This is a genomic window from Conexibacter woesei Iso977N, assembly GCF_000424625.1.
Lineage (GTDB): Bacteria > Actinomycetota > Thermoleophilia > Solirubrobacterales > Solirubrobacteraceae > Baekduia > Baekduia woesei_A.
This window is the reverse complement of record NZ_AUKG01000002.1, coordinates 1,081,340-1,093,749: the sequence shown is the minus strand read 5'-3', so window position 1 is coordinate 1,093,749 and position 12,410 is coordinate 1,081,340. Positions and strand designations below refer to the sequence as shown.

General features: G+C 72.9%; 10 protein-coding genes. 1 reads left to right on the top strand and 9 read right to left on the bottom strand.

All coding sequences use genetic code 11. The features are described 5' to 3' along the window. Positions 1 to 3: 3 nt before the first annotated feature. From H030_RS0117505 to H030_RS37405, 4 genes are read right to left on the bottom strand one after another with little or no spacing between them, the layout of a single operon-like run. A complete protein-coding gene (locus H030_RS0117505) occupies positions 4 to 1,665 on the bottom strand; it encodes a peptidoglycan D,D-transpeptidase FtsI family protein (protein ID WP_027007064.1) in 1,662 nt (553 codons plus the stop codon). A 6-nt stretch (positions 1,666 to 1,671) separates the two neighbouring features. Further along, positions 1,672 to 2,646 carry a hypothetical protein gene (locus H030_RS0117500; protein ID WP_027007063.1) on the bottom strand — a complete coding sequence of 325 codons (975 nt, stop codon included), beginning with the start codon at positions 2,644 to 2,646 and terminating at the stop codon, positions 1,672 to 1,674. Then, positions 2,643 to 3,593: a 16S rRNA (cytosine(1402)-N(4))-methyltransferase RsmH gene (gene rsmH / locus H030_RS0117495; RefSeq protein ID WP_027007062.1), complete on the bottom strand. Its 951-nt coding sequence runs from the start codon at positions 3,591 to 3,593 to the stop codon at positions 2,643 to 2,645. The genes H030_RS0117500 and rsmH overlap by 4 nt, the downstream gene beginning before the upstream one ends. A 20-nt stretch (positions 3,594 to 3,613) precedes the next feature. After that, entirely contained in the window at positions 3,614 to 4,066 is a 453-nt protein-coding gene (locus H030_RS37405; RefSeq protein WP_027007061.1) for a division/cell wall cluster transcriptional repressor MraZ, read from the bottom strand. Positions 4,067 to 4,776: 710 nt separating this feature from the next. Here H030_RS37405 and H030_RS0117485 point away from each other — a divergent pair. Further along, positions 4,777 to 6,390, top strand: a complete 1,614-nt coding sequence (locus H030_RS0117485; protein WP_027007060.1) for a DUF3352 domain-containing protein — start codon at positions 4,777 to 4,779, stop codon at positions 6,388 to 6,390. Between the two features lie 73 nt (positions 6,391 to 6,463). Here H030_RS0117485 and H030_RS0117480 read toward each other — a convergent pair whose 3' ends face one another. The 5 genes from H030_RS0117480 to H030_RS40480 all read right to left on the bottom strand — a co-directional run bounded on the left by H030_RS0117480 (position 6,464) and on the right by H030_RS40480 (position 12,374). Continuing rightward, the gene (locus H030_RS0117480) at positions 6,464 to 7,552 is read right to left on the bottom strand and encodes a quinolinate phosphoribosyl transferase (protein WP_027007059.1); all 1,089 of its coding nucleotides are present in this window, start codon (positions 7,550 to 7,552) and stop codon (positions 6,464 to 6,466) included. Positions 7,553 to 7,778: 226 nt separating this feature from the next. Beyond that, on the bottom strand, positions 7,779 to 8,621 hold the full coding sequence (locus H030_RS0117475; RefSeq protein ID WP_027007058.1) for a type II secretion system F family protein: 843 nt from the start codon (positions 8,619 to 8,621) through the stop codon (positions 7,779 to 7,781). Positions 8,622 to 8,844: 223 nt separating this feature from the next. Further along, a complete protein-coding gene (locus H030_RS0117470; RefSeq protein WP_027007057.1) occupies positions 8,845 to 9,696 on the bottom strand; it encodes a type II secretion system F family protein in 852 nt (283 codons plus the stop codon). A gap of 109 nt (positions 9,697 to 9,805) precedes the next feature. Beyond that, complete coding sequence (locus tag H030_RS33080; RefSeq protein WP_196809174.1) at positions 9,806 to 10,999, bottom strand: CpaF family protein; 1,194 nt, start codon at positions 10,997 to 10,999, stop codon at positions 9,806 to 9,808. 7 nt (positions 11,000 to 11,006) lie between these two features. Beyond that, on the bottom strand, positions 11,007 to 12,374 hold the full coding sequence (locus tag H030_RS40480) for an MFS transporter (RefSeq protein ID WP_027007056.1): 1,368 nt from the start codon (positions 12,372 to 12,374) through the stop codon (positions 11,007 to 11,009). Positions 12,375 to 12,410: the final 36 nt, after the last annotated feature.

Here is a 12,410-nt window from a genome sequence, read left to right as displayed (position 1 = left end):
GCCCTACTGCGGCGGGATCTTCTCGTAGCCGAGCGCGAAGCTCGCGATCTTCCCGAACGCCGGCGCCGCGACCTCCGCGCCGAAGATCGAGCCGCCCGCGGGCTGATCGACCATCACCGAGATCAGCAACTTGGGGTTGTTGGCCGGGGCGAAGCCGACGAACGACGCGATGTAGTTCCTGTCGGAGTAGGTGCCGGTGGCGTGGTCGACCTTGTTGGCCGTGCCGGTCTTGCCCGCCAGCGTGTAGCCCGGGATCTGGACGGCGTGCGCGGTGCCGCCCTCCCTGAAGACGCCCTCGAGCATCTGGCGCAGCGCAGCGGCCGTCGAGGCCTTCATGATGCGCTTGTTCGTGGTGTGCGTGACGAGCCTGCCGTCCACGCGGCGGACCACGTGCGGGGTCTTGAGGATCCCGCCGTTGGCGATGGCGCCGTAGAACTGCGCGATCTGGGCGGGCGTGACCGACTCGCCCTGGCCGATCGGGAGGTTGCCCATCGACGTTCCCGAGTATTTGGAGAGCGGGAGCACGATGCCCTGCTCCTCGCCGGGGAGGTCGGTGCCGGTCCTCTTGCCGAAGCCGAACTTGCGCACGTAGTAGTCGAAGCGCGACGCGCCGAGCTTGCGGCCGATCGTGATCGCGCCGACGTTGTCGGACTGCGCCAGGATCTGGCTGACGGTCATGTTCTCCGCCGGGCGCGGCTCGGCGTTCTTGATGACCTTGTCGTACATCGTGATCTGCGACGGCAGGTAGAACGAGGTGTCGGGCGTGACCAGCCCGTCCTCGAGTGCGCCCGCGACCGTCACGGCCTTGAACGTGGAACCAGGCTCATAGGTGTAGCCGACCGCGCGGTTCTGGTTCGCGTAGTCCGGGGCCTGCGTCGGCGCGTTGGCGTTGACCTGCGGCCAGTTGGCCAGCGCGAGGATCTCGCCGGTCCTCGGGTCGGTGACCATCGCGGTCGCGCCCAGCGGGCGGTAGGTCTTGCCGATGCCCTTCAGGACGTCCTCGACCTTGTCCTGGATGTTGGCGTCGAGCGACAGCTCCACCTTGGCACCGGCACGGCCGACCCTGGTGTTCTGGACCTTGATGTCGGCGCCCGCGCCGTCCTTGACGACGCGGCGCTGGCCGTCGGTCCCGGAGAGCCTGGAGTTCAGCTCCTCCTCGACGCCGGAGTAGCCGGTGCCCGCGAGGTTGATGCTGCCCAGGACCTGCGAGGCGAGCCAGTCGCGTGGGTAGACGCGGCGCTGCGTCGGCGCGAGGTCGATGCCGTCGATCCTCATCGCGGCGATCCTGTCGGCCTGCGGGCCGGGGACGCGGTGGCCGAGCCAGACGTAGCCGCCGGGCGACGAGAGCTTCTTGAGCGTGTCCTCGGGGCTGAGGCCCAGGAGCGGCGCGATCCTGCTCGCGACCTTGAGCTTGTCCTTGACGAGGTAGGGCGTCGCGGTGATGTCGCTGGCGGCCTCGGAGACCGCGAGCTCGACGCCCTTGCGGTCGGTGATCGTGCCGCGGTGTGCAGGGACGTCGATCGTCTTGACCTGCTGCATGGCCGCGGCGGCCCTGAGCGAGCCGCCCTTGAGCGTGCCGAGCTGGAGCGAGCGCATCCCGGCCAGGACGATCAAGGACAGGAAGAACGCGAAGAGCAGGCCGATGCGGCGTTCGACCAGGACCATGGCGGCCTACCCCTGCGGCGCGGCGGTGGCGCCGGTGGTCTGCGGTTGCTGTTGCGGGGCGGTGCCCGCGGCTGCGGCTGTGGTGCCCGCGGCCGCGGTACCCCCACTCGTGGTCCCGGCGGCGGTGGTGCCTGTTCCGGTCCCGGTCGAAGCGGTGGTGGCGGTGCCACCGGCGGGCGCCTGGGCGACGGCGGTCGACGGCGTCTGCGCCGTCGTCCCGGTGGTGCCCGTCGCGGAGGCGCCCGTGGAAGTCGAGGTGCTCGGGGTGACCGGGGTCACCGGCTGCTGCGTGCCGGTCGCGGCCTGGACCTGCGCCTGGGCGGGCGTCGGCGCGGCGGTCGCGCTGCCCGTCGTCTGGGTCCCGGCGGCCTGGCCCTGCGCGAGCTGCGCGCCGGCCTGCGTGCGCTGGACGGCGGAGGCGTCGGCGGGCGTCATCTTGGTGACGGCCTTGTGCGCCTGCCCGCGGGCGGCAGCGACGTAGGCGGTCGTGCCGTCGGCGGGGACGACCATGCCGAGGCTGTGGGCGACCGTGGCGATGCGGTCGCCGGACTCCTGGCGGGAGAGGTCGGCCCGCATCGTCGCGTTCTGCTGCTCGAGGGTCGCGGCGGAGGTGACCGCGCGGCCGATCCCGGCGTTGAACTTCAACATCGTGACCTGCATGAACACGATGCCCATGAGGCCGACCGCGACGAGCGGGATCCACAGGCGGCCGCGGATCAGGCGGTCCAGGAAGCGGGAGTCGGCCATCCGCTGCGTGCGGTGCAGCGCGCGGACGACGAAGGGATCGCCGGCGGTGGCGCCGCGGGTGCGTGCGCGGCGCGCGGAGTCGTCGCGGCGGTCGCGGATGGCGCCTGCGCTTGCGCCTCCACCGTCGCGGCGGTTGGGCTTGGCGGGGCCGCTGACGCGGCGGGGTGCGCGCGGGACGGCGGTGCGCGGCAGCGCCCGGGTCCCTCCGGCGGTGGCGGCGGGCGGCGGGGTCATGCTGAGTGCTCCTCTTCCCTGAGCTTGCGAGCGGCGCGCATCCGGGCGGACGCCGAACGGGGGTTGCTTGCGACCTCGCCGGCCGACGGCGCGATGCCGCGGCCGATCAACTCCGCCTCCGGCGTCCGGCCGCACACGCACACCGGGAGCTCCGGCGGGCACGTGCACCCCTGCGCGCGGTCGGCGAGGAAGCGCTTCACACGGCGGTCTTCGCCGCTGTGGAAGGAAATGCCTGCAAAGCGGCCATTCGTCCTGAGGATCTGCCAGGCGAGCGGGAGGGCCTCGTCGACCTGCCCCAGCTCGTCGTTGACCGCGATCCGGATCGCCTGGAAGCTGCGCTTGGCGGGATGGCCACCGGCGAAGCGGGCGCGCGCGGGGATCGCGTTGTTGATGATGTCGACCAGCGCGGAGGTCGTGTCGATCGCCTGGTCCTCGCGGACCTTCACGATCTCGCGAGCGATCTGCCTTGCGAAGCGCTCATCGCCGTACTCGCGCAGGATCTGCATGATCCGGCGCTCGGGCCAGGTGTTGACGACGGTCCTGGCGTCGAGCTCCTGGGTCCCGTCCATGCGCATGTCGAGCGGCGCGTCGTAGCTGTAGGAGAAGCCGCGCTCCCAGGTGTCGACCTGCATCGAGGAGATGCCGAGGTCGACGTAGACGAGGTCGGCGCGGACGCCCTCCTGCAGGAGCTGCCTGAGGCCCTCGGCGAACGAGGCGTGGACGAAGCGCGTGGTGCACGCGACCTCGTGGGCGAAGGTGTCGAAATGGGCGCGCGCGGTCTCGTCGCGATCGATGGCGATCAGCGTGCCGGACGGGCCGATGCGCTCCGCGACGAGACGGGCGTGGCCACCGGCGCCGAACGTGCAGTCGACGGCGATCTGGCCGGGCTGCGGGTCGAGCGCCTCGATCAGCTCGCCGGCGAGGACCGGGACATGTGAGGCGGTCATGTCATAAGGGATAGTGAGCATCACGCGGAGGCGGGCGTGTCGAACGCCGCGGAGATGTCGAAGATGTCGGCCGCGAGCTGGTCGTTGTAGGCCTGCCAGGCCTCGCGGTTCCAGATCTGGAGGTGGTCGCCCGCGCCCACGACGGTCACGTCGCGGGAGTCGGTGAGCTTGCCGTGGTCCAGCAGGAACGGCTGGAGCGGGACGCGGCCCGCGGAGTCGAGGGCCCCCGGCATCGAGTTGGCGGAGAAGAAGGTCATGATCTTGCGCCCGCGCTGGCTCATCGGGTGCACGTCCTGGAGCGCCGCGCGACGGAAGTCGTCGTAGCCGGCGGTCGGCCAGATCGCGACGCAGGTCTCGATGTCCTTGGCGAGGACGAGGCCGGATTCCAGGGCGCCTCGATACCGCGCAGGAACCGTGAGGCGGTTCTTGGCGTCGAGGGTGTAGTCGGCCTGGCCGGTGAACGAGGTGTCCATGTGGACGGGTGCGGCTGCATTGCGAACAAGAAGAGGGGCCGGGGTGGAGGAGTGGGAGGAGCTCCTCCACCCCGGTCCGCAGGCAGCTTTCTATCCCACCCTCCCCCACGATGCAACACCAATTCCACACTTTCCCCCACCCACGGACGTCCGACGGGTGTGCGTGGTCTGAGATTTGGCTCTGTTGGTGGGTTTTCGACGGTGGGTGACGGTGGGAGATCTGGCGTCGCCGAACTGCACGTGCTCGTGCATTTCGGGCGGCCGCAACACCGGTTGCCGGTTTCGGGCCGTTCCGTCCGTCCGGTGTGCTCCAGGTGGGGCGTCGTGGGAGGAATCCGACGCCCGGGTTCGAGCCGCGCCGCACGCGCGCGAGCGCGCCACCCGCGAGCGCGCCCCTGCGAGCGCGCGCCATCCCGGCCACGCCTCCCAGTCGCGGTCCGCCATCGCTCGCCCTCGCCCTCGCGCCACTTCCTCCGCGCGCCCTGCCGCGCTCGACTTCGCCCTCCACCTCCGCGCGCCGTGCCTCCGACGCGCCCCTGCTTCTCACTTCGCCCCTGACCCCCGCGCGCGCCACGCCGCTCGCCGCCGCCGTCCCTCCTCGCGCGCGCCTCCCGTCGCGGGTCGAGTCGGGCGCGGCGGATGCTGGCCGCCTGGCGCGTGTGGGTTGTCCACCGGCTCGGGGGTGCGGGGACGGTCGTAGGATTCGGCGCATGACCTCCTCCCTCCTGCCGCGGCGTCGGAAGCGCGCCGCGGTTGCTGTGCTGGCGGCCATCGCCGCTGCGGTTCCGGTCGCCGGGTGCGGCGACTCATCCGGGTCGAGCGGTGGCGGCGGGAACGCGGGCGCGGATCCCGCGGCGTTCCTGCCGGCGTCGGCGCCCGTCTACGTCGAGCTGCAGGTGCAGCCGTCGGGCGACCTGGCCGACAACGCCAAGTCGGTCGCCGGCAAGGTCCTGCGGACGAGCGACCCGGCGGGCACGGTCGTCGGCTGGCTCGACGACGCGATCGGCGACAGGGGCGCGTCGTACGAGAGGGACATCGCGCCGTGGCTCGGGCAGCGCGCCGGGCTGGCGCTGATGGGCCTGAGCGCGAGGCGCGACGACCCGGACATCGTGCTGGCCGTCGCGTCCAAGGACGACGACGCGGCGCAGAAGTTCGTCGACGCGCGCGTGAAGGACGGCAAGACCGAGACCTACCGCGACGTCAAGTACCAGTACAAGGCGAGCGACGACCTCGCCGCGGCCGTTGTCAACCACGTTGTGCTGGTCGGGACCGACAAGGCCTTCAAGTCGGCGGTCGACGCGCAGTCGGGCGCGAAGCTGGCGGACGCGGGCGCGTTCAAGTCGGCGCGCGACGCGGTCGGGACGGATGGTCTCGGGTTCTTGTACGCCGACCCGCTGAAGTTCTTCAACTTGTTCGCGGGCGTGGCGAGCGGGTCGCTGTCCTCCGGTAATGCGCAGGGTCTGAGGGTCGTCCAGCAGCTGCTGGCGGGGTCCGGGCTGCAGTCGGTGGCGGCGTCGCTGAATGTGGCGAAGGACGCGGTGCAGCTCGACGCGGCGGCGGTCGGGCTGAAGGCCGGCGCGGCGAGGGCCGCGAGCGGCGGCGACGGTCCGGGTGCCGCGGCGGCGGTCCCCGCGGGGTCGTGGCTGAGCCTCGGGATCGGGGACGTCGGAGGTGCCGTCAACGGTGCGCTGAGGAGCGGCGCCGCCAGCGGCGTGACGGGCGGCATGGACCCGGCGACGCTGTTGGACGGGTTGAAGTCGCAGCTTGGGATCGACGTCCAGAAGGACTTGTTGTCGTGGATGGGCGACGCCGCGCTGTTCGTGCGCGGGACGACGAAGTCGTCGTTGTCCGGGGCGCTGGTCGTCCACTCCAAGGACCCGGCCGCGTCGCGGGCCGCGGTGCCGAAGATCCGGAAGTTGTTGAAGGGCTTGGGCGTGAGCGCGGGCGCGGTGTCCTCGTCGGGCGGTGCGGTCGGGTTCTCGGTGCGCGAGCCTTCGGTGCCGGGCGGCGCGATCGACGTCGCGGCCAAGGACGACAAGTTCGTTGTCGCCATCGGCTCCGGCGCGGCAAGGGACGCACTGGCGGGCGGCTCTCCGCTGAGCGGGACCGAGCCCTACAAGACGGCCGCCGGCCTGCTGGGCGACACCAAGCCCTCGCTGTTCCTCGACACACCCCAGGTCGTCACGTTGTTGTCGTCCTTCGCGGGCAACGACGCCAAGTGGGCCAAGGCCAAGCCAACCCTCGACACCTTCGGCCCCGCCGCCGCCGGCCTCACGAAGACCGACAACGCGATCCACCTCAAGGCCGCGGTCTCTGTCCCGTAGCACCACGCGCCGGGCGCGCCGCCTCCAGGCGGCGCGCCCGGCGCGGCGCGGCTCGCCGCTCTCTTCCGGGCGGCTAGGCGACGCGGACGAGGCGAGGGTTCGGGCGCTCTTCGCGACCGACCTTCGAGATCGGGTTGCCGTCGACACGGACGATGTCGGCGGTGAAGTCGTTCTGGCCGCGGAGGAGCGAGGAGCCGACGCCGTAGGCGTCGACCGGCGCGCCCTGGTCCTCGAAGTCCTGGATCTTGGTCGCGTCGAAGCCGCCGGAGGCGACGATCTTCACGCGGGAGTGGCCGGCGTCGTCGAGCGCGGTGCGGACGCGGCGGGCGAGTTCGACGTTGACGCCGCGCGGGGCGTCGTCGCCGAGGTCGGCGAGGGCTTCGTCGACGAGCGTCTCGGAGGTGTCGAGGCGGACGCCCCAGAGGTCGGGGCCGAGGGCGTCGGCGACCTCGACGGCGGTCCGGGCCGAGTCGTTCTCGAAGTCAACCAACACGGTGACGTTGATGGTGTCCTTGTAGCGGTCGGCGAAGGCGCGGGCGGCGGCGACGGTGTCCCCGCCGTAGGCGGCGATCAGCGCGTGCGGCACCGTGCCGATGCCGCGACCGCCCCACCAGGAGGCCTGGGCGTCGGTCGAGACGCCGATCGCGCCGGCGATGTGCGCCGCCCAGCCGTCGCCGGTCTGGACGAGCCAGTGGTCGTGGCGAGCGGGGAAGAACATGATGTCCTTGCCGCGGGCGGCGTCGACGACGGCCCTCACGTTGCGCATGACCAGCGACCGACGGGCCATGCAGCCGAGGTAGACGGTCTCGAGGTGCGCGAACTGCGCGTAGTCGCCCTCGATCGTCATGACGGTCTCGCGCGGCTCGATCCGGTCACCCTCGTAGAGGGCGTGGACGACGAGGTCATCCCACGCCGGGACCCACACGCCGTCGGATCCGATGTGGCCGGCACCGACCTTCAGGACGGCGATCGCCTCGTCCACTCCGCCGAGCAACGACTCCTGCTTCTGGAAGACCTGCATCAGGACCCGCGGATGCCGGTCCTGCGCCTCGAGCAGCTCCTTCGTCGACCTGAAGTACGCGTCGCTGTAGTACCCGGCCCGCAACCGGCCGACGGGCAGCTGGAAGGTGGCAGGGTCAAGTCGCAGCGGATCCGGCGCCATCGGCGGGAACCTAGCGAGAAGCGCGCGACGGCGCGGGTGGCGGGTGGGTTGGCGGAGCGGCGGCGGGACCCTGGCGGTGCGACGCCGGGCCGAACGGACGGGAGCCGACGGGCGGCGGAGCGATGGCGGGCGGACGGGGAGCCGACGCGCAGCGGAGCGACACCAGCGCGAGTGCAGCCGCGACGGAGGACCGACGGTGGGCGGACGTAAGAGGCGGAGGCGCGGGTCAGGTCAGGCTGTGGACGAGGCCGGCGGCGACGATGAGCAGGACGGCCGGGACGAGGAGGAGGGCGATCGTCAGCTGGATGCGGGGTGCGGCGCGGGCAGCGCGGTTCTGGAGGGTGCGGGCGCGGGTTGCCCGGGATTCGGTGGCGAGGGCTGAGAGGGCGGGTGTCAGCGGGGCTCCGTGGCGATCGGCGCGGGAGATCGCGGCGGTGAGCTGGCTGATCGCGGGCAGCGGCAGCGAGCGTTCGAGGGCCGCGAGGGCGGTGCTGTGCGGGAGGCCCAGGTCGAGGCGATCGGCGGTCGCGCGGAGCTCGTCGGCGACGAGGCCGCGGTGGCGGCGGCCGACCTCCGTCAGCGCGCGTTGGGTCGGCAGGCCTGCTGCGACCGCGACCCGGAGGAGGTCGAGCGCGTCGGCGAGCTCCAGCGTTGCGCGCTCCGCTCGTCGGCGTGCACGGCGCGTGAGGACGAGGTCGGGCGCGAGGAACCCGGCGGCCGCGCACGCGGGTAGCGCGACAAGCGCCAAGCGGAGCGGGAACGCCAAGACGAACGGCGTCGTGAGCAGCGCCGCTGCCACCCCCGCCCCGGCCTTGATCGACATCGCGTCGGCGGTGGTGATCGTGTTCGCGAGCCCGGCCGCGGCGAGGCGTGCGTCGAGGTCTCGTGGCGCGGCCGGAGCGCCGATGCGGCGACCGAGCCGGACCAGCAACGCAGCAACGCGTGCCAGGCGGCCGGTGTTGCCGATATGGCCCGCGGCCACACGACGGCGTTCGACGACGAGCGTCGCGAGGTCCACGAGGCCGAATCCCAGCAGGACGCCCGCGGTCGCGGCCAGCATGATGGCCATCAGCCGGAACCGCCCAGGGCCATGACAACCTGATGGACTTGGTTTCGCGGCATCGCCTCGGCGGCTGACGACAGGCACGTCCCGGAGGCCGGGGCAACATGATGTTCTTGCACGGGTGACGGCGCCGTTGCTGGGAGTTGGAGCGACATGGTGTGCTTGAGGCTGTGAGCGTCGTCACGATGGCCAACAGTCGGGTGCGCTCGAAGCCGCGGCAGCATGATGGTCATGACTCTCCGAGATGTGCGAGCCGTGAGATCGCGAGGAAGGACGCCGCGGCGAGGGTGAGGCCGGCGAGGAGCAGCAGGCGCGCGATCGGGTCGGTGAGAAGGGCGAGGAGCGTGCCGGGGGCGATCAGCTCGGACAGGGCGAGTGCTGCGAGTGGCATGGAGGCGACGAGGCGGGCGGTGGCGCGGGCCTGCGCGGTCGTGGTGTGAGCGTCGGCTTCGATGCGACGGGCGTGCTCGCGCGAGGCGGCGATCGACCGCAGGAGCGTGGCGAGGTCGCCGCCGGTGTCGCGCTGGAGGAGGGTTGCGGCGATGAGCGTGTCCCAGGCCGGGTCGGCGGCGCGGGTGCGGAGGTCGGCGAGGATCGTCTCGGTCGGCGCGCCGAGGGCGAGGCGATGGGCGGCGGCCGCGAGCTCGACTCCGGCGGGGCCGGGGATCGCCCTGGAGCGGCCGACGTCCTCCACCGCCCCGCGGAGGCTGTGACCGCCGGAGAGCGCGTCGGCCAGAGCGCGGGCGACGATTGGGACGCTGTCGGCGAGCGCGCGGCGCCAGCGGCGATGACGTGCCGCGAGCAGGCGGCCGATCGCCGCCGGGCCCGCCGCGGCGAGGAGGATCCCGAGCAGCGGGCCGGCGAGCAGCCAGCCGCCGGCGAGCAGCGTCGCAGCGCCGAGGGTCGCGAGGCGGCGGCGTTCCGCCGTTGTCGGTGGGCGCCCAGCGCGTCCGGCGAGGCGCAGCGGTGCGACGACCCGCCCCAGTGCCGCCGCGGGTCGCGCCTGCTCGATGACGGTCAGCGCGTCCCACGCGCCGAACACGCCGGCTACGGCGGCAAGGGCCGCGAGCAGCGGCGCCATCACGTGGCACCGCTGCCGGACCACTCGAGGGAAGCAAGCCGCGCCGCGATCACGCCGCGCCCCGAACGCGAGAGACGGTGCCGCCGAGGATGGGCGGTGTGAGGGGCGGTCATCGGGGGTTGTCGAGGTTGTGGATGAGGGGTGTGAGGGTGGTGAGGGCGGGGTTGGTTGGGTGGTACCAGGTTGGGGTTGGTTTGGAGGTGTAGATGTCGTGGGTGGCTGGGCCGGAGGCGATGCGGAGGACTTCGGAGATGGTGGTGATGGTGCGGGCGCCGCTGGGGGTTCGGGATTGGTGGACGATGAGGTGGATGGCGTCGGCGAGCTGGTCGCGGATCGCGGCGAGCGGGAGGTCGATGTCGGCCATCAAGGAGAGGGTCTCGATGCGGCGGAGGGCCTCGGTCGGCGAGCCGGCGTGGACGGTCGAGAGCGAGCCGTCGTGGCCGGTCGTCATCGCGGCGAGCATCTCGAGGGCCTCGCCGCCGCGGATCTCGCCGATCACGATGCGGTCGGGTCGCATGCGCAGCGCGTTGCGGAGGAGATCGCGGAGCGTCACCGCGCCGCGGCCCTCGACGTTCGGCGGGCGGGCCTCCAGCCGCACGACGTGCGGCTGCTGGAGCTTGAGCTCGGCCGTGTCCTCGATCGTGACGATGCGCTCGCCGGGGTCGATGAACGAGGACATCGCGTTCAAGGTGGTGGTCTTGCCGGAGCCGGTCCCGCCCGACACCACGATGTTGCGCCGCGCCGCGACGGCGCCGGCCAGGAAGGCGCGCACGTCGGCGGTCCAGGTGCCGGTGTCGGTGAGCGCGTCGGCGTCGAGCGGGCGCGCGCGGAAGCGGCGGATCGTGAGCACGGGGCCGTCGACCGCAAGCGGCGGCAGCACGACGTTGACGCGCGAGCCGTCCCTGAGGCGGCCGTCGACCATCGGCTCGGCCTCGTCGGCGCGGCGGCCGAGCGGCGCGAGGATCCGCTCGATGGCGTGGCGGAGCTCGGCCTCGTCGGCGAAGCGGACGTCGCTCTCCCCCAGCCGACCGGCGCGCTCGACCCAGACGCGGCGGCCGGCGCCGTTGACCATGATCTCGTCGACGTCGGGGTCGGCGAGCAGCGGCTCGAGCGGGCCGAGGCCGAACGAGCGGCGCGCGACGCGCGCGGCGAGATCCGCGCGGATGGGCGCGTCGAGCAGGCCGGCCTCGCGGTCGACGAGGGCGTCGATGCGCTCCGGCAGGGGGCTACCGCGGGCGTCGCCGGCGTCGGCGAGCAGGCGGTCGTGGAGACGGTCGGCGAGGGCGTCGAGGGCTTGGTCCATGCCCTCTCTAGGGGTGGGCGGGCGTGGGTTCTCCCCCAGGGGTGTCCGGTCGCGGACGTGCGGCGAACGTGGCCAGGCAGATCGCGGCGAGGACGATGCACGGGACGGCATCCGAGGTCGACTTCGCCAGCGCGCCACCGCCCGCCGCGCCGGTGACCATCCCCGCCGCCCAGGCGAGGTTGACGAGACCGAACGCGATGCCCTGGTGGGTGCCGATCCGTTCGGCCGCGGCGGAGAGCATCGACATCGACGGTGCCCAGAAGATGCCGAACGCCCCGGTGGCGAGGACCATCAAGATGATGGTCAACGGCGCGGTGTCGGGGACCGGGATCAAGAGCACCAACAACGCTGAGGCGATGAGGCCGGCGCGGATCGGGCGGCCCGGGCCGTGGCGGTCGGCGACGCGGCCGACGAGCGGGCTGAGGAGGGCCTCGCCGGCGGCGGCGATGAGGAACGTCGCGGCGATGCCGGCCTGGCCGACGCCGAGGTGGTCGAGGCGGAGCGGGACGAGGACGTCGAGCACGCCGAAGCCGAGGCCGGGGATGACGACGAGCCACATGCCAAGGCGGACGCGGCGCGAGGCGAGGGTGGCGCGGAGGGACGCGGGTTGGGCGGTGGTGCGTGGTGGCGTGCCGGGTGCGTCGGGGGCGGGCGGCGGCGTGGAGGCGAGAGTGCCGGGTCCGGCGGAGTGGATGTGCTCGGGCGCGGGCGCAGGGGACGCCGCGTGGGTGGCGAGAGCGTCGGGTGCGGAGGAAGGGGCGGCCGCGGTCACCCCGAGGGCGGTAGGCGCGGCGGAGGAGGTGGAGTCGTCGGTGGCGAGAGCGTCGGGTGTGGTGGGTGGCTCGGGCTCGTGGGCGGCGAGAAGGGTCAGGGTGGCGATGAGGAGGGTGAGGGTGCCGAAGACGGGGGTGGTGCCGAGAGCGGTGGCGGTTGCGCCGAGGATGGGGCCGAACAGGGCGCCGACGATCGCGGCGCCGAAGACGGTGCCGATCAGCTCGCCGCGACGAGATGGTGGTGAGCTGGTGACCAGCCAGGAGAGGGCGCCCGCCCAGGTGCAGGCACCGGCCAGGCCCTGGACGAGGCGGGCGGAGTCGAGGGCGGTGGCGCTGCGGCCGAGGGCGAAGGCGAGGCTCGCCCCGCAGAGCAGGACGAGGCCGAGCAGGACGGTCCGGCGTGGGCCGACGCGGGCGGCGAGCAGGCCGCTCGGCAGCGACGCCACGAGCGTCCCGGCCGGGTAGGCGGCCAGCAGGATCCCGGCGGAGGCCTTCGACAGGCCGAGGTCGTCGGCGTAGTGCGGCAGCAGCGGCGCGACGACGGCGTAGAGGACCGTGTCGACGAACACGATCGCGCAGAGGAGCAGGAGCAGACGCCGCACGCGCGGGCAAGTTAACGCACTTGGCCCGGCGGACGC

Coding starts and splice junctions, on each gene's coding strand:
- H030_RS0117505 (WP_027007064.1), bottom strand. CDS start 1,665: ATGGTCCTGGTCGAACGCCGCATCGGCCTGCTCTTCGCGTTCTTCCTG.
- H030_RS0117500 (WP_027007063.1), bottom strand. CDS start 2,646: ATGACCCCGCCGCCCGCCGCCACCGCCGGAGGGACCCGGGCGCTGCCG.
- rsmH (WP_027007062.1), bottom strand. CDS start 3,593: ATGACCGCCTCACATGTCCCGGTCCTCGCCGGCGAGCTGATCGAGGCG.
- H030_RS37405 (WP_027007061.1), bottom strand. CDS start 4,066: ATGGACACCTCGTTCACCGGCCAGGCCGACTACACCCTCGACGCCAAG.
- H030_RS0117485 (WP_027007060.1), top strand. CDS start 4,777: ATGACCTCCTCCCTCCTGCCGCGGCGTCGGAAGCGCGCCGCGGTTGCT.
- H030_RS0117480 (WP_027007059.1), bottom strand. CDS start 7,552: ATGGCGCCGGATCCGCTGCGACTTGACCCTGCCACCTTCCAGCTGCCC.
- H030_RS0117475 (WP_027007058.1), bottom strand. CDS start 8,621: ATGGCCATCATGCTGGCCGCGACCGCGGGCGTCCTGCTGGGATTCGGC.
- H030_RS0117470 (WP_027007057.1), bottom strand. CDS start 9,696: ATGGCGCCGCTGCTCGCGGCCCTTGCCGCCGTAGCCGGCGTGTTCGGC.
- H030_RS33080 (WP_196809174.1), bottom strand. CDS start 10,999: ATGGACCAAGCCCTCGACGCCCTCGCCGACCGTCTCCACGACCGCCTG.